The organism is Thermus thermophilus HB8, assembly GCF_000091545.1.
Taxonomy (GTDB): Bacteria; Deinococcota; Deinococci; order Deinococcales; family Thermaceae; genus Thermus; species Thermus thermophilus.
In genome coordinates, this window is record NC_006462.1 from 14,163 (window position 1) to 38,104 (window position 23,942).

General features: G+C 70.8%; 17 protein-coding genes and 4 pseudogenes. 14 read left to right on the plus strand and 7 right to left on the minus strand.

Going from position 1 to position 23,942, the window contains the following annotated elements:
• Positions 1–31: 31 nt before the first annotated feature.
• Complete coding sequence (locus TTH_RS10120; RefSeq protein WP_164926104.1) at positions 32–1,195, minus strand: ATP-binding protein; 1,164 nt, start codon at positions 1,193–1,195, stop codon at positions 32–34.
• Positions 1,196–1,326: 131 nt separating this feature from the next.
• On the opposite strand from TTH_RS10120, the pseudogene TTH_RS11805 reads away from it, so the two are divergent.
• From TTH_RS11805 to TTH_RS10130, 3 genes and pseudogenes are all read left to right on the plus strand, one after another.
• Positions 1,327–1,836: pseudogene (locus TTH_RS11805) on the plus strand (IS701 family transposase); the annotation flags it as partial.
• A 2-nt stretch (positions 1,837–1,838) separates the two neighbouring features.
• Positions 1,839–2,157, plus strand: a pseudogene (locus TTH_RS11810) (IS701 family transposase); the annotation flags it as partial.
• Positions 2,158–2,234: 77 nt separating this feature from the next.
• A complete protein-coding gene (locus TTH_RS10130; protein ID WP_224065257.1) occupies positions 2,235–2,960 on the plus strand; it encodes a hypothetical protein in 726 nt (241 codons plus the stop codon).
• 21 nt (positions 2,961–2,981) lie between these two features.
• Here TTH_RS10130 and TTH_RS11815 read toward each other — a convergent pair whose 3' ends face one another.
• The 3 genes and pseudogenes from TTH_RS11815 to TTH_RS10145 form a co-directional block, all read right to left on the minus strand.
• Entirely contained in the window at positions 2,982–3,179 is a 198-nt protein-coding gene (locus tag TTH_RS11815) for a hypothetical protein (protein WP_011229249.1), read from the minus strand.
• A gap of 10 nt (positions 3,180–3,189) precedes the next feature.
• Positions 3,190–3,366 (minus strand): annotated as a pseudogene (locus TTH_RS11820) (RCC1-like domain-containing protein); the annotation flags it as partial.
• A gap of 224 nt (positions 3,367–3,590) precedes the next feature.
• Positions 3,591–3,791: an aldehyde ferredoxin oxidoreductase N-terminal domain-containing protein gene (locus TTH_RS10145; RefSeq protein WP_011229248.1), complete on the minus strand. Its 201-nt coding sequence runs from the start codon at positions 3,789–3,791 to the stop codon at positions 3,591–3,593.
• A gap of 777 nt (positions 3,792–4,568) precedes the next feature.
• Between TTH_RS10145 and TTH_RS10150 the strand changes: the two genes are divergently transcribed.
• The 7 genes and pseudogenes from TTH_RS10150 to TTH_RS10175 all read left to right on the plus strand — a co-directional run bounded on the left by TTH_RS10150 (position 4,569) and on the right by TTH_RS10175 (position 14,055).
• Complete coding sequence (locus TTH_RS10150) at positions 4,569–5,363, plus strand: carbohydrate deacetylase (RefSeq protein WP_011229247.1); 795 nt, start codon at positions 4,569–4,571, stop codon at positions 5,361–5,363.
• A gap of 13 nt (positions 5,364–5,376) precedes the next feature.
• Positions 5,377–6,629: pseudogene (locus TTH_RS10155) on the plus strand (MFS transporter).
• Positions 6,630–6,631: 2 nt separating this feature from the next.
• On the plus strand, positions 6,632–8,356 hold the full coding sequence (locus TTH_RS10160) for a glycoside hydrolase family 2 protein (protein WP_011229244.1): 1,725 nt from the start codon (positions 6,632–6,634) through the stop codon (positions 8,354–8,356).
• 11 nt (positions 8,357–8,367) lie between these two features.
• Positions 8,368–10,749, plus strand: coding sequence for a glycoside hydrolase family 31 protein (locus TTH_RS10165; RefSeq protein ID WP_164926105.1), 2,382 nt, complete (start codon positions 8,368–8,370; stop codon positions 10,747–10,749).
• Positions 10,746–12,482: a glycoside hydrolase family 2 TIM barrel-domain containing protein gene (locus TTH_RS11725; protein WP_011229242.1), complete on the plus strand. Its 1,737-nt coding sequence runs from the start codon at positions 10,746–10,748 to the stop codon at positions 12,480–12,482. Before TTH_RS10165 ends, TTH_RS11725 begins: the two co-directional genes overlap by 4 nt.
• Positions 12,461–12,793, plus strand: coding sequence for a hypothetical protein (locus TTH_RS11585; protein ID WP_224065245.1), 333 nt, complete (start codon positions 12,461–12,463; stop codon positions 12,791–12,793). Before TTH_RS11725 ends, TTH_RS11585 begins: the two co-directional genes overlap by 22 nt.
• Complete coding sequence (locus TTH_RS10175; RefSeq protein ID WP_011229240.1) at positions 12,793–14,055, plus strand: MFS transporter; 1,263 nt, start codon at positions 12,793–12,795, stop codon at positions 14,053–14,055. The genes TTH_RS11585 and TTH_RS10175 overlap by 1 nt, the downstream gene beginning before the upstream one ends.
• Positions 14,056–14,400: 345 nt before the next feature.
• Here TTH_RS10175 and TTH_RS10180 read toward each other — a convergent pair whose 3' ends face one another.
• The gene (locus TTH_RS10180) at positions 14,401–17,016 is read right to left on the minus strand and encodes a BTAD domain-containing putative transcriptional regulator (RefSeq protein ID WP_164926106.1); all 2,616 of its coding nucleotides are present in this window, start codon (positions 17,014–17,016) and stop codon (positions 14,401–14,403) included.
• A 672-nt stretch (positions 17,017–17,688) separates the two neighbouring features.
• Here TTH_RS10180 and TTH_RS10185 point away from each other — a divergent pair.
• Genes TTH_RS10185 through TTH_RS10200 form a run of 4 tightly spaced genes read left to right on the plus strand, consistent with a single transcriptional unit; the run spans position 17,689 to position 21,699 of the window.
• Positions 17,689–18,963, plus strand: coding sequence for a hypothetical protein (locus TTH_RS10185; RefSeq protein WP_011174342.1), 1,275 nt, complete (start codon positions 17,689–17,691; stop codon positions 18,961–18,963).
• Positions 18,963–19,412, plus strand: a complete 450-nt coding sequence (locus TTH_RS10190; protein ID WP_011174341.1) for a YbjN domain-containing protein — start codon at positions 18,963–18,965, stop codon at positions 19,410–19,412. Before TTH_RS10185 ends, TTH_RS10190 begins: the two co-directional genes overlap by 1 nt.
• An 8-nt stretch (positions 19,413–19,420) precedes the next feature.
• Positions 19,421–20,116, plus strand: coding sequence for a hypothetical protein (locus tag TTH_RS10195; RefSeq protein ID WP_011229238.1), 696 nt, complete (start codon positions 19,421–19,423; stop codon positions 20,114–20,116).
• A 59-nt stretch (positions 20,117–20,175) separates the two neighbouring features.
• On the plus strand, positions 20,176–21,699 hold the full coding sequence (locus tag TTH_RS10200) for a hypothetical protein (RefSeq protein WP_224065246.1): 1,524 nt from the start codon (positions 20,176–20,178) through the stop codon (positions 21,697–21,699).
• Positions 21,700–22,032: 333 nt separating this feature from the next.
• Here TTH_RS10200 and TTH_RS10205 read toward each other — a convergent pair whose 3' ends face one another.
• Positions 22,033–23,355, minus strand: a complete 1,323-nt coding sequence (locus tag TTH_RS10205; protein WP_011229236.1) for a cobyrinate a,c-diamide synthase — start codon at positions 23,353–23,355, stop codon at positions 22,033–22,035.
• Complete coding sequence (gene cobO / locus TTH_RS10210; protein WP_011229235.1) at positions 23,355–23,918, minus strand: cob(I)yrinic acid a,c-diamide adenosyltransferase; 564 nt, start codon at positions 23,916–23,918, stop codon at positions 23,355–23,357. The genes TTH_RS10205 and cobO overlap by 1 nt, the downstream gene beginning before the upstream one ends.
• Positions 23,919–23,942: the final 24 nt, after the last annotated feature.

A 23,942-nucleotide genomic window follows, 5' to 3' on the forward strand; every position in this document is an offset into this window, starting at 1 on the left:
GACTCGGGTCGCGAAACCCGAGGGCGGGCGCTTACCCCCTCCAGAGCCGCTCCATCACCGCCCCGAGGGGAGCGGCGAAGACTCCCTCCCCCACGGGGAAGGTCTCCCCTCCCGGGTAAATCACGAAGGCCTCCTGGGGCTTGAGGTCCTTCAGCGCCTCGTGAAACCCCCGGGAAGGCCGGGGATCAAGGCTCCGCTTCACCTCCACGGCCCAGAACCTCCCCCCGGGCAGGAGGAGGACCAGGTCCACCTCCGCCCCGGCCCGGGTGCGGTAGAAGTAGGCCTCGCCCCCCTCGGGGAGCACCCGGAGGAGGTTCTCCACCACGAAGCCCTCGTAGCTCCTCCCCACCACGGGGTGGGCGAGGAGGTCCTCCAAAGTGCGGATCCCCAGGAGAGCGTGGACCAGGCCGCTGTCCCGCAGGTAGAGCTTGGGGCTTTTCACCAGGCGTTTCCCCACGTTGGCCTCCAAGGGAGGCAGGCGCCTTAGCAGGTAGAGGTCCACGAGGAAGTCCAGGTAGCGGTTCACCGTGCGCCCGTCCAGGCCAAGGTTCCTGGCCAGGGCGGAGGCGTTCAGGAGCTCCCCCTGAAGGTGGGCCAGCATGGTGAGGAAGCGGCGGAGCACCTCCGCGGGAAGCCGCCCCCCGAGGAGGGGGATCTCCCGCTCCACGTAGGACCGGAGGAAGTCCATGCGCCAGCGAAAGCTCTCCTCGTCCTCCAAGGCCAGGAAGCTCTCGGGAAAGCCCCCCCGGAGCCACAGGACGGGCTCGGCCTCCCGGCCTACCTCCAGGAGGTCAAAGGGGGAAAGCTCCAGGTAGCTCGCCCGCCCCGCCAGGCTCTCCCCCGCCTGGCGGCTCACCTCGGGGGCGAGGGAGCCCAGGAGGAGGTAAAGGCCGTTTCGCAGGCCCCGCCTGCGGGCGCGGTCCACGAGGCTGCGGAGGAGGGGGAAAAGCCCGGGCATGCGGTGGACCTCGTCCAGGATCACCAGGCGGCCCAGGTGGGCCTCCAGGTAGAGCTCGGGGGCGGAGAGCTTGGCCCGGTCGGCCTCCGACTCCAGGTCCAAGTAGAGGGCCTCCCGCCTTTGTGCCACCTCCAGGGCCAGGGTGGTCTTGCCCGCCTGCCGGGGGCCGGTGAGCACCACCACGGGGACCTCCTCCAGCCGGGCTTCCAACAAGGGCTGCAGACGTCGGGGTATCATCCATGCCAATTTAGCATTGCGATGTCTAAAAAGCAAGGAAGTGTGGATGCCGCGAGAGGCCGTGTACCCCCCTCTGCCGTTCCCCGGGTATAAGGCGGATAAAATGGGCCCCCGGTGACTAGGGAGGCCCGATGAAGAGGATACCACGGCCCGTTCTGCGCGCTCTAGAAGCTTTAGCCCAAAGCCCCATCAATACCTCCGCCCTGGCCATGGCCGAGGGCCAAGACTTCGCCCACGACACCCTCTACCGCGCCCTGGGCCAACCCCTGGCCTTCTTCTTTGAGCTCTCCCTGAAGCTCTGCCGAGACCTCGGCGGCCTGGAACGGGGCTACCTCATCCTTGATGACGTCCTCATCCAGCGCTACCGTTCGGGCAGGCTAGGCCTAAGGAAGATGCGGGACACCGCCACAGGGGGCTGGGCCTACGGGCTTTCCCTGGTGGTCCTGGCCTGGACGGACGGGAAGCGGCGGATTCCCCTGGCCTTCCTGCCCTACTTCGGGGAAGAAGAGAGCAAGCTAGACCTGGCCCTGGCCCTGCTGGAGTGGGCCAAGGAGGCGGGCTTTCGTCCGGAGGGGGTGCTCTTTGACGCCTGGTACGCGGCGCGGCAGGTCCTGGAGTGGCTCCATGCCCACGGCTGGCCTTTGCCGCGGGGGTGCTCAAGCGTGGGGGGAAGTTTTACGGGACGGACCGGGAGGGGTGGTGGGGCTCGGGGACGGATGCGGCAGGCCATTGAGGAAATATTCCGGGGGCTGCAGCAGGAGCTTGGGTGGACGGGGCACCGGCACTGGCGGAGGGGGAAGCTACTGGCGCACTTGGCGCTGGGGCTGGTGGCCTACGGGCTGATAGAGCGGCAACGGGAGGGGCTGGGGTTGAGCTTTTATCAGTGCCGACGGAGACTCATCGCGGGTAAGCTGAGCCTGGATTTGAGCCCTCTGTTACCGGTGCAGGTGGAGGCCGCGTAAGTAAAGACGTGCGTGGATGGCGCAAGCTTCGCCTCGCCTGGCGGAACAAAGAGGGAAGGCAGACCCTAATAGCCCCCTTGCTCCTCCTCGTTGTGGCCCTTCTGAGCCTCGGCGGAGCAGGGTTCCGCTGGACCGACGTGGCCACCCTGGGGCTCGTCTTTCTCTTCCTGGAAGAGGTCTCCCGCCTCTCCTCCACCCCCTGGCCCCCCCTCCCCTTCTGGGCCAGGCTGGGGCTCCTTCTCCGCTTCTTCTTTGCTCGGGAGGAGCGGGGCGTGCTCGCGGGGAAGCCCTTTAGGGGGCGCCTTCCCGTCCTGGCCTACGACCTGGAGAGGGAGAAACTCGCCTTCGGGCTTCTAACCGAGGGGGTTTCCTTAAAGCTTCCCGAACTCCTCTTCGCCGCCCTCCTGGAGGCGAACCCCTCCCGAAACCCCAGCACCCCCTGCCCTGGAGGGACGCCCCTTGTCCTTCCCTGGGGAGAGGGAGAGGTCCACCTGTGCGCCCCACGGGGGGCCCCGGGGCTTGGATGGGCGGAGCTCCGTCTCCTAAGGGTGAGGGCGCGGACGTTGAAGGTGGAGCCCCCCGTGCCCCTTGCCCGCCTGGGGGAGCTTCTGGAGGACGGGGCGGCGTTTCCCCATCTCTTCGGGCCCCGGGTGCCGCCGGGCCTCGCCCGGAGTCTCCTGGAAGCACCCATCACCCGGGAGACGGCGGCGCTCCTGGACCACTTTCTGGAAGGAAGGTCTATCCCCTCAGGGCCCCCCACCGGCGGGCAGGGGCCGCTTTCCCCGCCTTCGGGAAGGGCGTGAAGCCCCTAGAGCGGGGCTCCGCTACGGAGCCGCCACGAAAACGATGGGGTTCCGATCCACATGGGTGCCGTCGCCGAGCTGGCCGCAATTGTTCGCCCCCACACTCCAGACCGTGCCGTCCTCTTTGAAAATGACGGTGAAGTCCCAGCCTCCGGTGGCCTCCCGTACCCCAGCGATGCCCTGAACCTGGACAAGCGTGGCGCGGCTTTGGTATCCCATCCCCTAGCTGCCCGCCGTTATTCTGGCCCCAGGCGAAAAGACGCCCATCTTCCCGTACGGCGAGCTTGTGGAAGTACCCTGCCCCCACCGCCCGGTAGCGGTGCAGACGGTGACGCAGCACTTGAACGCTCAACGAAACGTAATCGGTCAACACACCTGAGACTGGGGGGGCCGACTCCTCTTGCATCTTAGCTATGTGCCTGTCCGGGTTCAGAGAACCCCACAAAAATCGCGACTTGACTTTCTGCTTGGCCCAGCACCCACGCACATGAAGGTTGGGGATGGACCGGGGCGGAAAGCCCCCTCAGGCCACTAGAAGCCGCTCCAGGAGGGGCCCGGCGGCGCGGGGCAGGAAAGTTCTTTCCATACTTGAATGATAGTCATTCAATAGCGGAAAGACAATGCCATCTCTCAGGGAGATGGCAGAGGGGGAAGAGCCCCCACGACGAAGACCAGGGGGTTTTCCGGGGAGAGGGGGTCAACGCGGTAGGCTTCCCGCTCCCAAAGCGCCTGCCCCGTACGGTAGCGCCCGCCGAAGGCCACCTCCTCGGGCGGAACCTCTTGCCAGGAGGCCTTCCTCGCCTTCAGGTCAACCCGCAAAGACCGCCACACCGTCCACCTTCGGGCGGGTCCTCGCTCCCCACGATACCGGCCCGGGAGCCCGGAGTACCTCTTGAGGCCACACGCCCGCGAAGGGTCAAAGCATCAATCCCCTTACGGGGCTCAATCCCTTGCAACCCGGTTGTCAACGACGACCGGGAGATAAAGGGGCTCATGTCGCAATCCCCTTACGGGGCTCAATCCCTTGCAACGCGACCATCGTCGCCCGCCCTGACGGCGGACCTAAGCGGTCGCAATCCCCTTACGGGGCTCAATCCCTTGCAACCCTTGGAGAAGGCCTTGGAGAAGGTTTCCCCCACCCTGGTGTCGCAATCCCCTTACGGGGCTCAATCCCTTGCAACGGGACCCCCCAAAGAACCCCGTCCTGGACGGCGCCGCCAGAGGGGGGGTTTGTGAGAAAGATGAAGCTTGGAATATGCACACGGCGAATAACGGGGGTTTTTGAGGGTTTACACCGATAGAAAGCCACAAGAGGAAGGGACGATGAAAAGAAAAAGCGCATATTCGCCTTCCGCAAGGGAAAAACCGGCTTTCAAGATCCCCGTCCGGAGGTCCGGACAAAGGCATTATAGCACCTCGCTGAAACGGTGTACCCCGTCCAAAATTGCCCCAAAAAGCCCCTTTTCCACCTTACTTCGCTTTGTGAAAGCGTAAAAAACGCCCGTTCCGTCGTGTCAAGTACCCCCTAGCCCCGAAGGTAAAAGGGCGTGTTTGGGAAGGCGCGAACCTGGGCTAGAATGGAAGCCAGGCGGGGAAAGGAGGTTTTCCGTGGACCTTTTGGAGCGGCTCGGACTTGGAGGGCGGCGGGTCCTCATCCTCCACCACGACGACCTGGGCCTGACCCACGCCCAGAACGGGGCCTACCAGGCCCTGGGCCTCCCCACGGGGAGCGTGATGGTCCCAGGGGCCTGGGCGAGCGGGGTCAAGGGGGAGGACTTGGGGGTGCACCTGGTGCTCACCAGCGAGTGGCCCGCCCCCAGGATGCGCCCCCTCACCGAGGGGGAAAGCCTCAGGGACGAGGCGGGCTACTTCCCGGAAAGCCTCGAGGCCCTCTGGCGCAAGGCCCGCGCCGAGGAGGTGGAGCGGGAGCTAAAGGCCCAGATCCAAGCGGCGGCGAAGCTCTTCTCCCCCACCCACCTGGACGCCCACCAGGGAGCGGTCCTGAGGCCCGACCTCGCCGAGGTCTACCTGCGCCTGGCCGAGGCCTACCGGCTCGTGCCCCTCGTCCCCGAAAGCCTCGAGGGCCTCGGCGTCCCCCCTCCCTTCCTCCCCGAGCTGGAGCGCCTCCTCTACGAGACCCCTTTCCCCCAGGTGCGCTTCCTTGACCCCTACGGCCTCCCCCCGGAGGAGCGGCTCGGCTTCTACCTGGACCTCGCCCACCTCCCCCCGGGCCTCTACTACCTGGTCCACCACAGCGCCCTGCCCACCCCCGAGGGCCGGGCCCTCCCCGACTGGCCGACGCGGGAAGCGGACTACTTCGCCCTCTCCCACCCCGAGGTGCGCCGGGTCCTCGCCGAGTTCCACCCCCTCACCTGGCGCGCGGTGAGGGAGGCCCTTTTTTAAGGAGGCCGGGGCGATGAAGAAGCGGCGCTACGCCTCGGGACAGCTCGGCCTGACCCTTGTCTCCGAGAGCTTCGGCACCTACCTCGCCTTCTTCTACCTGGAGAGGCTCGGCCTCTCCGCCGCCCTCTACGCCCTGGCCCGGACGGTCTACGCCCTCTGGGACGCGGTGAACGACCCCCTCTTCGGCCACCTCTCGGACCGGACCAAGACCCCGTGGGGCCGGAGGCGGCCCTGGCTCCTCCTCGGCGTCCCCCTCTTCCTCCTCGCCTACCTCCTGGTCTTCTGGGTGCCCGACTGGGCCCGCTCCCCGGCCGTCCTCCCCTACTACTTCGCCCTGGCCATCCTCCTCTACGAGACCCTGGCCACCGTGGTCTGGACCAACCACGGGGCCCTCTTTCCGGAGATGTTCCGGGGCCTCAGGGAGCGGGCCGAGGCCGCCGCCTTGAAGCGGGGGGCGGAGCTTCTGGGCCTCATCCTCGGCATCGCCCTCGCCCCCATGGTCTACGCCCGGGTGGGGTTTTTCGGCATGGCCCTCCTCTTCGCCGGGCTGGCCCTTCTGGCCTTCCTCTACTTCTTCCCCGGGATCCGGGAGGACCCCCGGGCGGGAAGCGGCCTGGGGCTTTGGGCCTCCTTCCGGCTCGTCCTGGCCAACCGGGCCTTCTGGGTGGTGGCCCTCGTGGGCCTCCTCTTTGAGTTCGGGCGCATGGCGCTCCAAACGGCCATCCCCTTCTACGCCAAGCACGCCCTGGGCCTGGAGGAAGGGGCCACCACCTTTCTCTTCGCCGCCGTCTTCCTGGCGGCCCTCCCCTCCGCCCTCCTCTGGGGGCGCCTGGCGGGGGCCTGGGGGGCAAGCGGGCCTGGCGGCTGGCCCACCTCCTCATGGGCCTCTCGGCCCTCCTCCTCTTCCTGCCCCAAGGCCTCCCCGCGGCCCTCCTCGCCGGGGCCCTGGTGGGGGCGGGGTTCGCCGGGGTGCGGGTCACGGGGGAGGTGGTGATGGCCAAGGTGATTGACTTGGACGCGGAGCGCACGGAAACCCACAGGGAAGGGGCCTACTACAGCCTGGTGGGGCTTTTGGGCCGGGCCGCGGGCGCCCTGGTGGGGCTCGCCTTCGCCCTCCTCACGCCCCTCTTCGGCTACGTGAGCGGGGAGAACCCGGGGCCGAACCCCGAGGCGGCCTTCCGCTTCCTGGTGGCGGTGGTCCCCGGGACGGCCATCCTCCTCGCCTACGCCCTCACCGCCCTCTTCCCCCATGAGGTCAAGGAGTGAGGATGCGGCTGGACCCCAACCACCCCAGGCCCACCCTCCAGCGCCCCGGCTGGCGGAGCCTCGAGGGCCACTGGGACTTCGCCCTAAGCGAGGCCGAGGCGCCCGGCGGGGTGCGGTTTGACCGGAAGATCCTCGTCCCCTTCCCCCCCGAGGCCCCGGGAAGCGGGGTCGGGGAGGCCTGGGTGGGGGTGGCCTGGTACCGGAAGGTCCTGCGGGCCAAGCCCCGGCCGGGACGGCGGCTTTTCCTCCGCTTCGGGGCCGTGGACTACCGGGCGGAGGTCTTCGTGAACGGGGTGCGGGTCCTGGAGCACGAGGGGGGGCACACCCCCTTCGGCCTGGACCTCACCCCCTTCCTGGAAAGGCCCGTGGAGGTCCTGGTGCGGGCCGAGGACGACCCCCTGGACCCGGAAGCCCCCCGGGGCAAGCAGGCCCTGGGGGAGCCCGGGGGCATCTTCTACCCCCGCACCACCGGGATCTGGCAGCCGGTCTGGCTGGAGTGGGTGCCGGAAAGCCACATCGCCGCCCTGCGCCTCACCCCGGACCTCAAGGCTCTGGGCTTCCACCTCGAGGTCCAGGCCCATGGCGAGGGGGAGGCGGTGGAGGTGGCCCTCTTCCCCGGGGTGAGAGGGGAGGCCCCCCTTGGGGAGGCGCCCTGGCTGGAGGCCCGCTTTCCCCTCCTCGGGGGGAGGGCCTCCGGGTTCCTCGGCCTCCCCGCGAAGGGGAACCCGGAAGGCCTCCTCTGGCGGCCGGAAACCCCCGTCCTCTTCCCCTTGCGCCTCCGCCTCCTCTCCGGGAGGCGGGTCCTGGACGAGGTCTACAGCTACGGGGGGCTCAGGGAGGTGGCCGCCCAAAAAGGGGTCTTCCTCCTCAACGGGGAGCCCTACTTCCCCAGGCTGGTCCTGGACCAGGGGCTCTGGCCCGAAGGCCACCTCGCGCCCCCAAGCCTCGCCGCCCTCCGGCGGGACGCGGCGCTCGCCAAGGCCCTGGGCTTCAACGGGGTGCGCAAGCACCAGAAGGTGGAGGACCCCCGCTACCTCCACCTGGCGGACCGGCTCGGCCTCCTCGTCTTCGCGGAGATGCCGAGCTTCTTCCGCTTCTCCCCCAAGGCGGCCCGGCGCTACCTCGCCGAGCTCGCCGAGGCCCTGGAGCGAGACCGGAACCACCCCAGCCTGGTGGCCTGGATCCTCTTCAACGAGGGCTGGGGCCTCACCCCCTGGCGGGCCGAGACCCTGGCCTTCCTCCAGGGGGCCTTCCTCCTGGCCCGCGCCCTGGACCCCACCCGCCTCCTCGTGGACAACGACGGCTTTGAGCACGGGCCCTTTTGGGACCTCCTCACCGTGCACGACTACGCCCCTCCGGAGGTCCTGGCCCGTAGGTACGGGGAAGGCCTCCCCGAGGCCCCCATGGGCCGCCCCCTCGCCCTGGCGGGCCTTCCTCCAGGGGTGCGCCCCTTCCTCTCGGAGTTCGGAGGGCTCAGGCTCAAGGGGCCGGGCCCGGGCTGGGGGTACCGGGAGGCGGAGGACGAGGAGGCCTTCCTGCGGGAGGCGCTCCGCTACCTGGAAACCGCGTGCGGAAGCCGCCTGAGCGGGTTCTGCTACACCCAGCTCTACGACACCTTCCAGGAGGAGAACGGCCTCCTGGACTTCTGGCGGAGGCCCAAGGTGCCCCCCGAGAGGGTCCGGGCCTTCCTGGAGGGTTGCGAGGCGAGGCGGCTTCTCGCGGAGTAGGGAGGTGGAAGGTGGCTGTTCCCGGAAAAGGCCTTGGGAAGAAGCTCTGGAGCGCGGCGGAGATGGCGGCCCTCCTGGGCCCCGGCATCCTCCTCCTCGCCGTCCGCTACGCCCGGGAGCGGGACCGCTGGACGCCCCGGGACCCCCTTCCCCCCTGGCAGGGGGTGGGGAGGGTGCAGGGCCTCGAGGCCATTCCCGGCGGGGTGAGGGTGCGCTTCGCCGAGGCCGAGCTGGAGGCGGTCTTCCTGGGGGAGGACCTCCTCCGCCTCACCTGGTCCCCCGGGGAGGCCCTGCCGCCCTACGCCCTGGCCGAGGAGGCCTCCCCCCTAGAGCCCGAGCGCCTCCAGGGGCCGGACGGGGTCCTTCTCCTCCGCACGCGCCGCCTCGCCCTCGCCCTCGGGGAGGAGGGCCTGGAGGTCCGGGACAGGGAGGGCAGGCTCCTGCGGCAGGAGGCCTACCCGGAGCGGGCGGGAAGGGCGTGGCGGCACCGGGTCCGGCTCGCGCCCGGGGAGCGGGTGCTGGGCCTGGGGGAGCGGGCCCACCCCCTGGACCGCCGGGGCGGGGCCTTCCGGCTTTGGAACCGGGACCCGGGGGGAAGCTACGGCCCCGGGGAGGACCCCCTTTACCTCTCCGTCCCCGTCTGGCTCTCCCTCCTGCCCCAAGGGGGGTACCTGGCCTTCTACGAGAACCCCGCCGAGGGCTTCGCCGACCTCCGGGGGGAGGAGGCCTGGGTGGGGTTCTTAGGGGGGGCCTTCCGCTACTACCTCATCCCCGGCCCCCTGGAGGCGGCCCTGTCCCGCTACGTGCGCCTCACGGGCCTTCCCCCCATGCCCCCCCGCTGGGCCCTGGGCTTCCACTACGCCCGCTGGGGGCTCAGGACCCGGGAGGAGGTGGAGGAAAGGGTGGCGGGCTTTCTGGAACGGGGCCTCCCCTTGCGGGCGGTGCACCTGGACATCGACTACATGCGGGGCTACCGCGTCTTCACCGTGGACGAGGGCCGCTACCCCGACCTTCAGGGCCTGGTGCGGGGTTTCCAAGAGAAGGGGGTGCGCACCGTCCTCATCCTGGACCCCGGGGTGAAGGCGGAGAAGGGGTTCCCCCCTTACGAGGAGGGCCTGAGGGAGGGGCTCTTCTGCCGCCTCCCCTCCGGGGAGGTGGTCCGGGGCCCGGTGTGGCCGGGGCTCGCCGCCTTCCCCGACTTCACCGACCCCAAGGCCCGGGCCTGGTGGGGGGAGAAGCTCAAGGGGTTTCTGGAGATGGGGGTCGCGGGCTTCTGGCTGGACATGAACGAGCCCGCCCTCTTCGCCGCCTGGGGGGAGCCCACCCTGCCCGCAAGCGCCCGCCACGCCCTCGAGGGCCAAGGGGGGGACCACCGCCTCGCCCACAACCTCTACGGCCTCCTCATGGCCCGGGCGAGCTGGGAGGGGTTCCGGAAGCACGCCCCAGAACGCCGCCCCTTCCTCCTCACCCGGTCGGGCCACGCGGGGGTGCAGCGCTACGCCTGGACCTGGACGGGGGACGTGGAGAGCACCTGGGAGGGCTTGAGGACCACCTTGCGGGCCCTCCTGGGCCTTTCCCTCTCCGGGGTCTACTTCGTGGGCTCGGACATCGGGGGCTTCAGCGGCAACCCCTCCCCCGAGCTCTACCTGCGCTGGTTCCAGATGGCGGCCCTCACCCCCTTCTTCCGCCTCCACGCCGCCCGCTGGACCAAGCGCCGGGAGCCCTGGCGCTTCGGGGAGGAGGTCCTGGAGGGGGTGCGGCGGGCCATGGCCCTGCGGGAAAGCCTCCTCCCCTACCTCTACACCCTGGCCCACCGGGCAAGCCGGGAGGGGAAGCCCCTCCTCAGGCCCCTCTTCCTGGAGGGGGGGCCCTACACGGAGGAGGCCTTCCTCCTGGGGGAGGCCCTCCTGGTGGCCCCCGTCCTGGAGGAGGGGGCGCGGGCCAAGGAGGTGCCCCTGCCCAAGGGCGGCTGGTACCCCTGGGGGGAGGACCGGGCCCTCCAGGGCCCCACCTGGGCGCGGCTTCCCGCCCCCCTGGACCGGATCCCCCTCCTGGTGCGGGCCGGGACCGTCCTTCCCCTCCTGGAGGAGGGCGGCCTGGCCCTCCACCTCTACCCGGGGGCGGAGGGGGCGGAGGGCCGCCTCTACTGGGACGAGGGGGAGGGGGAAGGCCCTTATAGGCTGGACCGCTTCCGCCTCCTCCCGGCCGAGGGGGGCTTCCGCCTCCTTTGGCAGGGGAAAGGGGAGCTCCCCTGGCCGTGGGCAAGGGTGCGGCTTAGGCTTTTCGGCAAGCGGCTCCTCAGGGCCCACGTGGAGGGGGAGGCCCACGCCGCCGAGGAGGGCGGGGTCCTCCTCCCCCCTTTCCGCGAGGCCCTTTTGGAGGTGGAGGGATGAGGGTGGAGAAGGCGTGGTTTCTGGCGGATGGGGCAGAGGCCCCGGAGGGGCTTCCCGAGGGAGGCTTCCGGGAGGTGGCCCTGCCCCACCAGTGGAGCCTGGAGGGGGTAGAGGCGGAGGTGGGCTGGTACCGCCTCGCCCTGCCCGAGGCGGGGCCCAGGCGCTTCCTCCTTTCCTTTGGGGACTACTACCAGGAGGCCTGGCTGGACGGGACCTACCTGGGCCGGCACGAGGGCTACTTCTTCCCCTGGGTCCTGGAGCTTCCCAAGGGGAAGGAGCTCTTCCTAAGGGTCTCCGCCCCCAAGGAGCCCCTCGGGGTCTGGCCCCGGTTCAAGCGGCAGATCAAGGGGGTCTTCGGCCAGCACGACTGCCGCCCCGGGGGGACCACGGCGAGGGGCCAGGAGCGGGGGACCGGGGGGCTATGGGGCGGGGTGGAGGTCTGGGCCCGGGAGGAGGTGGCCCTCCTGGGCCTCGCCCACCGCCTCTTCCCCCGCGCTGGGGGGTGGCGGCTTTGGGTGCGCCTTCTGGTGGACGCCCAAAGGCCCTTCCGCGAGCGGGCGCGCCTCTTTCTCGTCCCGGCGAACTTCCCCGGGGAAGCCCTGGAGCGGGAGGCGGTCCTCGAGGGGGAGGCGGGGCGGGCCTGGCGGGAGGTGGTCTGGGACCTGCCGGAGATGCCGCTTTGGGAGGTGTGGGAGCGGGGCTTCCCCCACCTCTTCCGCCTCGAGGCGGACCTCCTCGGGGCGAGGCTTGGCGTCCCCCTGGGCTTCCGCACCGTGGAGGTGGACGGAGAGGGCTGGCTCCTTCTGAACGGGAAGCGGCTCTTCCTGCGGGGGACCAACGCCATCCCCACCCAGTGGCTCGCCGCCTACTCCGAGGCGATGGCCCAAAAGGACGTGGCCCTCCTCAAGGAGGCGAACCTGAACGCCGTGCGGGTCCACGCCCACGTGACCCACCCCGCCTTCTACGCGGCCTGCGACCGGGAAGGGGTCCTGGTCTGGCAGGACTTCCCCCTGCAGTGGGGCTACGCCCCGGACGAGGCCTTCGCCCAGGAGGCCCTGCGCCAGGCCCGGGCCATGGTGGAGGTCCTGGGGGCCCACCCCAGCGTCTACCTCTGGTGCGCCCAGAACGAGCCCACCCACAACCGCCACGCCCTGGGCCCCCTCCTCGCCGCGGCGCTAAGGGCGGCGGACCCCACCCGGCCCGTGAAGGAGGCCTCGGACTTCCGCGAGCACCCCTACCCCGGCTGGTACCGGGGGCATTACCGGGACTTCCTCGCCCTCCCCGGGGCCCCCCTCCCCTCGGAGTTCGGGGCCCAGGCCCTGCCCCGGGCGGAGCTCCTAAGGCGGGTCCTGGGGGAGGCCGCCTGGCCCCCAAGGTGGGAGGTCTGGGCCTACCACAACTTCCAGCCCCACGAGACCTTCCGGGTAGCCAGGGTGGAGATGGGGGAAAGCCTTGAGGAGTTCGTGGAGCGCTCCCAGGACTACCAGGCGAGGCTTATAGAGTTCGCCGTCCACGCCTACCGGAGGGCCAAGGGGAAGGTGGTGGGCTACTTCCAGTTCATGTTCGTGGAGCCTTGGGAGGGGATCACCTGGGCGGTTTTGGACGTGGAGCGGGTTCCCAAGAAGGGCTTCTTCGCCCTGAAGGAGGCCAGCAGCCCCGTCCTCCTCTCCCTGGTGCCCTACCGGGAGAGGGTGGAGGTGGGCGGCCCCCCTTGCAGGAGGCCTGGCTCGTAAGCGACCTGGACCGGCCCTTAAGCCTCCGGGTCCGCCTCCGCCTCGAGGGCCCCGCCACCCTCCTCCTCCACGAGGAGGAGATCGCCCTGGACGCGGGGGAGGTGCGGCGGTTTTTCAGCCTGGGGGAGCTTTGGGAAAGCCCCCTAGAGGCCCAGGCCCGCTTCCTGCCCCTGCAGGAGGCCCTGGCCCGCATCCCCCCCGGGGCCTACCGCCTGGTGGGGGAGGCCTGGGAGGGGGAGAGGCTCTGGTCCCGCCACGTCCTCAGCGTGGAGTACCTGGAGCCCATCCTACCCCTGGAGGTGGCCTGGTGATGCCGCCCCACCTGGCCTACGCCCTAGGGGGCCTGGGCCTCACCCTCCCCGCCCAAACCTTCGGCACCTACCTGGCCTTCTACTACCTGGATCGCCTGGGGATGCCCGCGGGCGCCTTCGCCCTGGCCCGGCTCATCTTCTCCGTGTGGGACGCGGTGAACGACCCGCTTTTCGGCTACCTCTCGGACCGCACCCGGACCCCGTGGGGTCGGAGGCGGCCCTGGCTCTTCCTCAGCCTGCCCTTTTTGCTCCTCGCCTTTTACCTGGCCTTCAGCGTGCCGGAGGCCTTCCGGAAGGGGACAAGGCTCTTCTGGTACGGCCTTTGGGCGATGCTCCTCTTTGAGACCTTCTCCGCCCTGGCCTGGGTCAACCACGCGGCCCTCTTCCCCGAGCTCTTCCAAAGCCGGGAGGAGCGGGCCCGGGCCAACGCCTGGCGCCAAGGGTTTTACTTCCTGGGCCTCACGGCCAGCATCGCCCTGACCCCCCTGGTGTACGCCGCCCTGGGCTTCCCCGGCATGGCCCTCCTCTACGGGGCCGTGGGGGGCGGGCTCGTCCTCCTCTTCCTCCTCTCGGTGCGGGAGGACCCCAGGGCCCGGGAGGCCGAGCCCCTCCCCTTCGTCCCCGCCTTCCGGTACACCCTGGGAAACCGCGCCTTTTGGATCTACGCCCTGGCGGCGCTTTTTCTCCTCTTCGCCGTGGGCCTCTTCGCGGCGGCCATGCCCTTCTACGCCAAGCACGCCCTGGGCCTGGGGGAGGAGGCCACCGCCCTGCTCTTCGCCTCGGTCCTCCTCGCCGCCCTGCCCTCCGTCTCCCTCTGGGCCCGCCTCGCCGGCGCCTTGGGGCCCAAGAGGGCCTGGCTTTGGGCCATCGGCCTCCTCGCCCTCGGGGCCCTCCTCCTCCTCTGGCCCCGGGGGCTCCTCGAGGCCCTGCCCGTGGGGGTCCTGATCGGGACAGGCTTCGGGGGCGTACTCGTCCTCGGGGACGTCCTCCTGGCGGAGGTCATTGACCGGGACGCCGCGGCCACGGGGAGGCGGCGGGAGGGGGTGTACTACAGCGTCTACGGCTTCATCAACCGGCTCTCGGGGCCCCTGCAGGCCCTCGCCTTCGCCCTCCTCACGCCCCTCTTCGGCTACGTGAGCGGGGAGAACCCGGGGCCGAACCCCGAGGCGGCCTTCCGCTTCCTCATGGCCGTGCCCCCCTTCGCGGCAAGCCTCCTGGCCCTGGCCCTGGCCGCGCGGTTTCCCTACGGGGCAAAGGGGTGAGGCGCGGGGGCCTGCCGGGCCCTGGAGGCCGTGGCCCCCTCCCCGTCCGCTGGCGCCGGGTGCGCTGCGGCAACAAGGGGCGCCGGAAGCGCCCCCAGGGGCCCTACCCCTACCTCCGGGTGAAGCGGGACGGGAAGGGGCGCTGGCAGTACCCGGGCAAGGGCCTGACGAGGGCTTCGCCCGGGCCGGGGCCTTCCGGAGGGCCCTGGCCCGCTACCGCAGGACCCCGGAGGGGATCCTGGCCATCCGGGAGGGCCTCGAGGCCCTGGGGCGGGGCTGGCCCTTTGGGGGCCCGCACCAGAGCCTCCCCGCGGCCTCGGTTCGGGCATCCCGAGGGGCGGCCCCTTAGCCCCCGAGCTCCCGGAGGAGGGCCTCCACCTCGGGGGAGGGCCTCTCCCCAAGCTCCTCCCAAAGCCTCCGCCGGTAGCGCTCCAGGTGGGCGAGGGCCCGGGCCCGCTGCCCCCGGGCGAGGCAGCGTTCCACCAGGGGGAGGAGGGCCTCCTCGTCCAGGGGGTCCAGCTCCAGGAGGCGCTCCAGGTACCTGGGCTCCCCCTTCTTGAGGAAGAGGGCCCGCACCCGGTGGAAGACCTCCTCCCGCTTCCGGTCCAGGAGGGGGTGGTCCAGGCCGGGGAAGAGGGGCTCCCGGTAGAGGGCGAAGGCGGCCTCCGCGTCCTCCCGCCTCAGGGCCTCCTCCAGGGCGTGGAGGTCGCAGGCGAGGTGCTTCAAGCCCTCCTCCCCCAGGTAGGTGGGGAGGCCCCAGGGCTCGAGGGCCTTCCTGAGGCGGTTCAGCCAGACGTAGAGGTTGTTCAGGGCGGCCTCCTCGGAGAGGTCGGGCCAGAGGGCGAAGGCCACCTCCTCCCGGGGAAGGCCCAGGAGGAGGATGGCGAGGACCTCCCGGGCCTTGCCCTTGAGCTCCACCCCGCCCAGGGGGTTCCTCACCCGGAAGCTCCCCAGGACCTCCACCCGGAGGGGAGGGATCTCGGCAAGCCGCAGGGCCACGGCCTCCTTCCAGCCGCTCCTTAAGACCTCCTCCAGGGGGTAGGCCCGGGCGAGCTCCGGGCGCTTCCGGGGGAGGAGGTCCAAGGGGACGAGGCCGGGGAGGACCCGCTCCCTGGCGTCCGTGAGGGAGAGGAGGGCCTTTAGGTCTTCCTCCTCCCGCAGGAGGCGGTAGCGGGCGGCGTGCCAGTAGAGCCTCTCCTCCCGCGCCTCGGGGCGCGGGGGGAGGAGGGCGGGGTCTTCCCGGAGGAGGGCCCGGGCGAGGGCGGGGAGGAAGCCCGGAAGGCCCTCCAAAAGCCCGGGGTCCCGGCGAAGGCCGGCGAGGAGGGCCCTTCCCCGCTCCACCAGGTAGGGGTTCTCCAGGAGCTCCGCCTGGGCCACGAGGCGGGCGAGGGCCTCGGCGTCCTCCTCCAGGTGGGCGAGGAGCATCCGGGCCTCGAGGGCGGCCAAGGGGTGGCCCTCGGCCTCCTGGGCCCGCCTCAGGTGCTCCCGGGCCTTCTCCCGCTCCCCCAGGAGGAGGTAGAGCCGCCCCAGGTCGCGGAGGTGCCCCGCCAGGTTGGCGGGCCCGAGGGGCCCGAGGCGCCCCACGGCCTCCTCCAGGGCGGCGATCCGGCCGAGGAGGCTTCCTTCCCGCTCAAAGCGCAGGAAGGCCAGGTTGGTGAGGGGGGCGAGGCGGTAGGGGCTCCCCGGGGGAAGCCGCCTCAGGGCCTCCTCCAGGAGGGCCTCGGCCTCCTCGGGCCTCCCCTCCTCGTAGGGGACGCGGGCGGCGTCGTTGAGGAAGCGCCCGGCGAGCTCCCCCCCTACCCGGTCCAGGAGGGCGAGGCCCCTTTCCAGGTGGGCCCGGGCCTCGGGGAGGGCCTTCCCCAGGAGGGGCTCGGCCTTGTAGTAGGCGAGGTGCCCGAGGGCCTGAAGGGCCAAGGCGGGGTCCTCCCCCTGGGCCAAAGGCTCCAGGAGGGCGAACCCCTCCCGCCTCCCCACCTGCAAAAGGGCCTCCCCCAGGCGGAGCCGGGCCCGGGGGCCGCCCCGCCGCAGGAGGCCCTCCCAGGCCGCAAGCTTCTCCGCGGGGATGGGGAGGGGGATGGGGCTTTCCAGGAGCTGGAGGAGTTCTTCCTCGAGGCCCGCCCCGAAGAGGGCCTCGGCGAGGAGCTCCGGGGAAAGCCTCCCCTCGGCCTTCCGCACCGCCTCCTGGACCTCCGCCCTCAGGGCCCTCTGGGCCATCTCCCGGAGGAGGGGGTGGAGGCGGTAGCCCGCGGGGACCCGCTGGAGAAGCCCTTTCTGGAAGAGACCCTCCGTGACGGGAAGGGCCCTCTCGGCGGGCAGGAGGGGGAGGGCGGCGAGGAGGAGGCCTTCCTGGAACTCCTCCTCCGAGAGGCTTTCCCGCAGGCCCTGGAGGAGGGCCATGGGCTCTGGGGGCCTTCCGGTGAAGGCGGAGAGGAAGAGGGGGAGGGCCCAGCCCCCCGTGGCCCGGTGGGCCTCCCGCCACCCCTCCCGCCCCCCGAAGAGGGCCTCCGCCTCCTCCTCGGTGAAGGCGAGGTCCGGGGCCTTCAGGTGGACGAGCCGCCCCTCGGCGAGGAGCTTGGGGAGCTCGGGGTAGGGGAGGGGCCTGCGGCTTGCCAGGACGAGGAGGCAGGGGAGGGTGCGGAGGAGGGGGGAGAGGGCCTCCTCCCCGGTGAGGTCCTCGAGGACCACCAGGGAGGGCGCCTCCCCCAAGGCGGCCACCACCGCCCCCCAGGGGGCCTCCCGGGGAAGGCCCAGCGCCTGGGCCAGGAGGTCCCGGGGCTCCCCCAAGAGGGCGCTCGCCCAGAGGGTGCGGAGGCCAAGCCTAGCGGCGAGCTGCCCCGCAAGGACGCTCTTGCCGAAGCCCGCGGGGGCCTCGAGCCATACGGCGAAGCCCGGCTCCTCGGGGAGAAGGTCCAAAAGCCTCTTCCGCTCCAAGTAGACCGGGCTCTGCCAGGCCAGGGCCATGGACGTAAACATTCTAGCCCGATGCCCCGGCCTCCGCGACTCCCAAAGGCCCCGGATCCGTCTTCCCCCACCCCGTTTAAGCGCCGTGTAAGCCCCCCTGAGGGGGACGGAGGTAGGGCCCCAGGGGTCCTGGAAAGTGAGGCAGTATGCGTAAGGGCAAGGGGTACGGGCTTCTCGTTAAAGACTGGCTCTGGGCAGGGCTCTTTCTGGGCCTTGCCGTCTGCAACGTGCCCTTCAACTACGAGGTCAACGTCCTGGACTACGCCGCCTTCTCGGGCACCTTCACGGTGGAGCAGGGGGGATCAGCCCCAACCCCAAGACGGTGGGCCCCGTGGAGATCCGCTACACCCCCGACAGCCGTGTGAGACAGCCGTGTGAACCTCACGGGGGCCACCCTGGACTACAAAGACGGACGACGCAGAACTCGCACCCCCGCTCTCAGCCTCCCGCCAACCCTCTGTCCAGGGAACCAACAGGGGGTCCTGAAACTTTCCGGATCTCCAGGGGCCTGTTTAAGGAGTTCGTAAGGCTCCGGAAACGAGGATAAGGGAAGGTGAGGGTGACATGAAGGACTCTCAGCCAAGGCCGCAGGAAACTGGCTCCCCTCAGGGGAGGGCTCACGGGATATGGGCGCCCGCTGGCGGTAGCTCAGGGCTTTAGGGGAGGTGGGGGATGAAAAAGCTCCTTGTGGCGACATGGACCCTTCTGGCCTGGGCCTGGGCCCAGTTTCCCCCGGGCCCGGGGCTTCCGGGCCCCATGGCCCCGACCATGCCCCCAGGCCCTCCCAGCCAGGGGCAGGTCTACCAGAACCCAGCCCTGGGGATGAGCTTCCCCGTCCCGGCGGGGTTTGAGCCCGCGGGGGAGATGCCGGTCCAGGGAGGGATGGCGGCGGCCTTCCTCCACCCCTCGGGGGCTGAGCTCTACGCCGTCTCCTACCCCTTCCAGGGGGACCTCCAGGCCTTCCACCGGCAGAACCTCCAGCGCCTGGCCCAGCTGGACGCCCAGCTCCAGGCCCAGGGCTTCCGGGTACAGCGCCAGCCCCTCTCGGGCCTCTCCATGGGGGGGAGGCCGGCCCTCGGGGTCCAGTCCCAAATCCTCTACCAGGGGCAGAGCTACGTGGACCTCTCCGTCTACACCACAGAGGGCGGGCGGGTCTACGCGTTCCAGCTCACCGCTCCCGCCCAGGCCTTTCCCCAGGTCCAGGGGGCCTTCCAGGCCCTGCTTCAGGGGGTTCAGATCGGGGGAGGAGGCCCGGGTCTTTCTCCCTTCCCGCAGCCCGGTTTCCCAACCCAACCTGGCTTCCCAACACAGCCCGGCTTCCCTGCGCAACCCGGCTTGCCCTCGCAGCCCGGCTTCCCCCCGGGACCGGGGACCCCTCCCCCGAACCCCTTCCCCACCCCGCCCGGCCCCGGGGGAGGGGAAGGATCTCCCCCACCCCTTGTTTCCCCCACCCCGCCCATGGGCCAGGGGGCTTCCCCGCCTCGGGCCACCTCCCCCGCCCCGCGCCCGGCCTTCACCCCGCCCGCCGACCGGGTGGTGGAGCTCCGCTACGGCAAGGAGGTGGGGGACGGGAAGCGCTTCGCCGTGGCGGTGGGAGGTCTGCGCTACCGCATCGCGCCCCAGGGCTCTGGGCGCTGGGCGGTGACGGAGGTGGTGGAAGACCCGAGGGGCGACGAGGAGGCCACCTACCTCCTGGACGGCCTCGGGTTGCAAGAAGGGGAGGACGCCCTTCTGCCCCCGGTCTGGCACACGGGGCGGCGGGAGATGGGGGGCCTCGAGCTTGAGCGGTCCGACCAGGGGGGGCTTATCGTCTACCGCTACCAGGACGAGGAGATGCGCCTGGAGATCGCCTACCGCCCTGACGGCTGGATGGCCTACTACGTCTACTGCGACCTCGCCAAGAAGGCCAACCCCTGCGTCCGCCACACCCTGAGGGAGGTGCGGTGATGGCCCGCCTCTTCCTCTTGGCCCTGATCCTGGTCCCGGCCCTCGCCCAGGGGGTGCGCACGGGGATTACCCCCGGGGAGATGGAGGCCCTCCTCAAGGCCGGCTCCTACCGCTACGAGCGGGTGGAGGAGGGGGGAAGGGTCTACTTCCACCTGCGGCTGGCAGGTCTCAGGGCGGTGCTCTTTCTCCAGGACTGCCGGGAAGGAAGCTGCGAGAGCCTTCTGCTCTACGCGGGGTTTTCCACAGACAATCCCCCCAGCCTGGAGCGGGTGAACGAGTGGAACCGGGAAAAGCGCTTTTCCCGGGCCTACCTGGACGAGGAAGGGGACCCGGTTTTGGAGGCGGACCTGGACCTGGCAGGCGGGGTGGCGGACGGGGCCATAAGGGCTTTCCTGGACCTCTTTGAGGAGAACCTGCGGGCCTTCGCGGCCTGGATCGGGTGGGAGTAGGGGGCGCCATGGAAGAGCTGGCCTTTCCGGCCTGGGCGCGCTGGCGGCTTTGGTGGGCCCTGCTCCTCGGCGCCTCCCTCCTGGCCTTCGCGCTCTGGGCGCGGGAGCTTTGGAGCCTTCTCCTGGGGGTGCTTCTCCTCGGGGCCTTCGCCCTCCACTTCCGCCGCACGGGGTACGCCGTGGCCCTCGAGCCCGAGGGGCTCCGTTACGAGGGCAGGTTTTATCCCCGGGGGGCCCTGAAGGGCGTGAGGCTTGACCCCCTCCTGGGACGGCTCCGGCTGGACTTCGGCGGGGATGGGCTTCCCCTTCCCCTGGGGCTTCCCGGGTGGGACGAGGTCTTGGCCCATCTGGGGGTGGGCTGGCGGGAGGTGGAGGGGCTGGAGGACTACCTCCTGGGCCAGCGGGGCCGGGTCTGGTTCCTGGGGAGCCTCTACCCTCCCCGGGAGGCCGAGGGGGTGCACGCCTGGGCCCTGGGGGTCTACCGGAGGCACTTCCGGCGGATCTACGGGGCCCTGGCCCTGGCGGGGGCGGGGCTCCTCCTCCCCGAGGGCCTGGGGACCGTCCTCTTCGCCCTGGGACTCGGCCTTGCCCTCTGGTGGCTTCTCTTCTTCCCCCACGACATGGTGCACCTGCGGGGAGGCGGGGGGCGGTACAACCCCCTGGACCCCGAGTTCCGGAAGCTATGGGAGGAGGCAAGGGGATGAGGAAGCTGGTTCTTTTGCTCTTGCTTTGCGCGTGGCCTGGCCCGGCGGGGGCCGAACGGATGGTGGACCTCCTGCACGGCTTTGCCGTGGACCTGCCGGAGGGGTGGAGGGTGAGCCTCTCCCCGGGAGGCCTCCTCTTCACCGACCTGGAGAGCGTGGTCCTGGTGCGGGGCATGCCCCAGAAAAGCCCCAAGGAAGCGGTCAAGCCCCTTCTGGAGGAGGCGAAGCGCATAGGCGGGGGGCAGGCCACCCTCCACTTCAGGCAGGCCTCAGGGGGCCTCATGCTTTGGGCCCAGGGCCTGGCCTATCCCCTGGTCTTCACCCAGGGAGCCATGGGGGACCTTGTCCTCTTTGCCCTGGAGCCGCAGGTCCAGGCGGCCCTTTCCGGCCTCCGCTACGAGGCCATCCACCTCCTCCTGCCCGGCCCCAAGACCCTCCTCGCCGTGAGCGCCTACCTGCCCCAGGACCTTCCCGATGGAAAGCGGCAGGAGGTGAGGGGGCTTCTCCGCTCCCTGGAGTTCGTGGCCCCAAAGGACCGGGTGCCCTACCGGACGGAGGCCCTTATGGACCCCCTCCTGGGCGTTCCGGCAGCCTACCTGCCCGTGCCCCAGGGGTACGCCTTCCAGGGAAGCGTGGTGGCCAAGGGCGGGACCCTGCGCGCCCCCGCCTTCCAGCTCACCAAGGGGGGAGTGGTCCTCCGCAGGGACGTGATCTACCTGGAGGCCATGGCCGTCGCCACGCCCTTCGGCGGCAACCCGAGCACCATCCTCCTCTGGAACGGCCAGCTGGGACAGGTCCCGGGGTACCTCTGCGCCGGGTCTTCCGGGGAGGTCCCTGCCCTCTTGGCCCAGGGACTCTGGGCTTGGGAAACGGGGGCCCCCTGGCAGGTCTCCAAGGTCCAGCCCCTCCGGGGGACCAGCCGGGTGGCCCGCTACCTGGAGGGGGTGCGCTGGGCCTGGGAGCAGCAGATGAACCAGTCCATGCTCATGGCCATGGGGCGGCCCGGGGACCAGTTCCAGAGCTGGCGGGAAGTCCTGGGCCTCTGGGCGGCCCAGGGGGGCCTCCGGCGGCAGGCCACGGTGGAGGCCCGGGCCCGGGGGTTTTTCTTGCCTTCCCCCGCCGCCTCCTCCGCCCACTGCGCCCTTTCCCTGGAGGCGGTCCTGCTGCACGGGCCCTCCGAGGCCCTGGCCCGAGAGACGGGGGCGCTTTCGGGGGTAATGCTGGGCTTCTCCATGAACCCCCGCTGGGCGGCCCTGGAGGCGGAGCGGAGCCGGCAAGCGAGCGCCGAGCTCACGCGGATGGTCCTGGGGATGCTCAAGGAGGGGGAGGAGTTCAACTCCTGGATGAGCCGCTCCTGGGCCAACCTTCTTTCCGACCAGACCTATGCCCGCGACCCCTCTACCGGGGAGACCTTCCGCCTCTACAAGCAGTCCTTTGACACGGGGGCCTTCTGGCGGGACCCCGTCTTCGGAGGGGTCCTGGGCACCGTGGAGCGCGGGGGGAAGCTGGAGGAGCTCCTGGGGCAGGCGGGATGGCGGAGGCTGGAGGAGTCCTTAAGCGGCCTTCCCGGCACCTGGCGGTGAACCAGGGGACGGGCCTGGCCCTGCGCCCCGCTCCTTCGGACCCCGGCTAAAGCCCGTGATCCGGACGGAGGGTAGGTGGATGGACCAGGCCTTACCGGGTGGCGATCCGCGGTGCGGTGAGCAACAACCCGGAGCCGGGGAATCCCCAAGCGGCCGGGCTCTCGCCTGGAGAACGTCTTGTGCGGCGTAAAGCGGCGGTCCAACGGCAGGAGGGCGGACCACGCCCCGTACACGTTGTCGGCGAAAGAGCGGCGCGTCCCAGAAACAAAAGGCGATCCCAACAGCCCTCCCTGCCCTAAAGAGGGCCCTCCGGTCCCCGATCCGCGATCCTACCTAGGAGGCCCCGGCAGCCTTGCCCCTCGAGGCCAGGCCGAGGAGCCGCTCCACCCCCTCGGGCTTCGCGGGGAGGTAGAGGTGGACGAAGCTCGCCAGCACCCGCCCGTCGGTGTACCCCTCCACCTCCTCTCCGCCCAGGCGGCGCCAGGCGGGGCTTGGCGAGGCGGGAAGCCTTGCGTAGTGGAACTCGTGCCCCTTGAAGGCCTGGCCCTTTCGGGCCACGGGGCTATCCCGCAAGGCCTCCACCTCCCGGTAGCCGAGGACGGGCCTCTCCGCCATGCGGGCCTCCCCCGGGACCAGGCCCACCATGGGGAAGAAGCGCTCCCCCACCCAGAGGCCCTGGGAGAGGTACATGTACCCCCCGCACTCGGCCACGATGGGGCCGGGGAAGCGGCGGATGGCCTCCCGCAGGGCCACGTTCGCGGAAAGCCTTTCGGCGAAGAGCTCTGGGTAGCCGCCCCCGAGGAGGAGGGCGTGGGCTTTGGGGAGGGCCTCGTCCTCGAGGGGGCTGAAGGGGACGAGCTCCGCCCCCAAGGCCTCAAGAAGCTCCAAAGCCTCGGGGTAGTAGAAGGAGAAGGCCTTATCCCAGGCGTAGGCCACCCGGGCCCGGGGCGGGCGCCTCGGGGGGAGGAAGGGCCTGGCCTCGGGGAGGGGCGGGGCGGAGGCGGCGAGGCGGAGGACCCCTTCCAGGTCCACGCGGAAGGCCCGCCTCAGGGCCTCGAGGGGCGGGGCCACCTCCCCGGCCAGGACCAGGCCCAGGTGGCGCTCTGGGAGGGCGAGGGCGGGGTCTTGGGGAAGCCAGCCCAAGAGGGGGAGGCCCACGGCCTTTAGGGCCTCCTTCAGGATCTCCGCGTGCCGCTCCGAGCCCACCCGGTTGGCGAAGACCCCCACCACCCGCACCCCGGGGTGGAAGTCCCGGAAGCCCAGGGCGAGGGGGGCGATGGAGCCCGCCATCCCCTTGGCGTCCACCACCAGGGCCACGGGGGCCTTAAGGAGCCTAGCCACCTGGGCGGTGGAGCCCACCTCTCCCCGGGGGTCCTTCCCGTCAAAGAGGCCCATCACCCCCTCAATCAGGGCGAAGTCCGCCCCCCTCGCCCCGTGGCGGAAGAGGGCGAGGAGGCCCGTTTCGTCCAGGAAGAAGCCGTCCAGGTTGTAGGGCCTCCTGGCGGCGGCCTTCTCCAGGTGGGTGGGGTCAATGTAGTCCGGCCCCACCTTGAAGGGCTGCACCCTTAGGCCCCTCGCCCTAAGGGCGAGGAGAAGGGCCAGGGAGACCGTGGTCTTGCCGGCGCCCGAGTGGGGGGCGGCGAGGAGAAGGCGCATCAGTGCTCTATCCCCCTCTGGGCGGGGACGCCCTGGTCAAAGGCGTGCTTCACCTTCCGCATCTCCGTCACCGTGTCGGCCAACTCCAAGAGGGCCTCGGGGGCGCCCCGCCCCGTCACCACCACGTGGACGTGGGGAGGCCTCGCCCGCAAGACTTCCAGGAACTCCTCCAGGGAAACCCAGCCGTAGCGCAGGGGGTAGGTGGCCTCGTCCAGGACCACCAGGTCGTAGGTCCCGGAGAGGAGGACCTCCTTGGCCCGCCCCCACCCCTCCTGGGCCAAGGCGGCGGAGCGGGCGAGGTCCCGGCTCCTCCAGGTGAACCCGTCCCCCAGGCCTTCTATGGGGATGCCTAGGAGGGCGAAGGCCCGGTGCTCCCCGAAGCGGGCGGTTCCATGCTTAACAAACTGGAAAATCCGCACCTTAAGCCCCCGGCCATGGGCCCTGAGGGCAAGGCCGAAGGCGGCCGTGCTCTTGCCCTTCCCGTCCCCGGTGTAGACCAAAAGGAGACCTCGTCGCTCTCCTTGGGGCTTGGCGTAGGGCTTTTGGCGTTTGGGCTCCTCCACGGAAAAAGCTTACCCCGCAAAGGG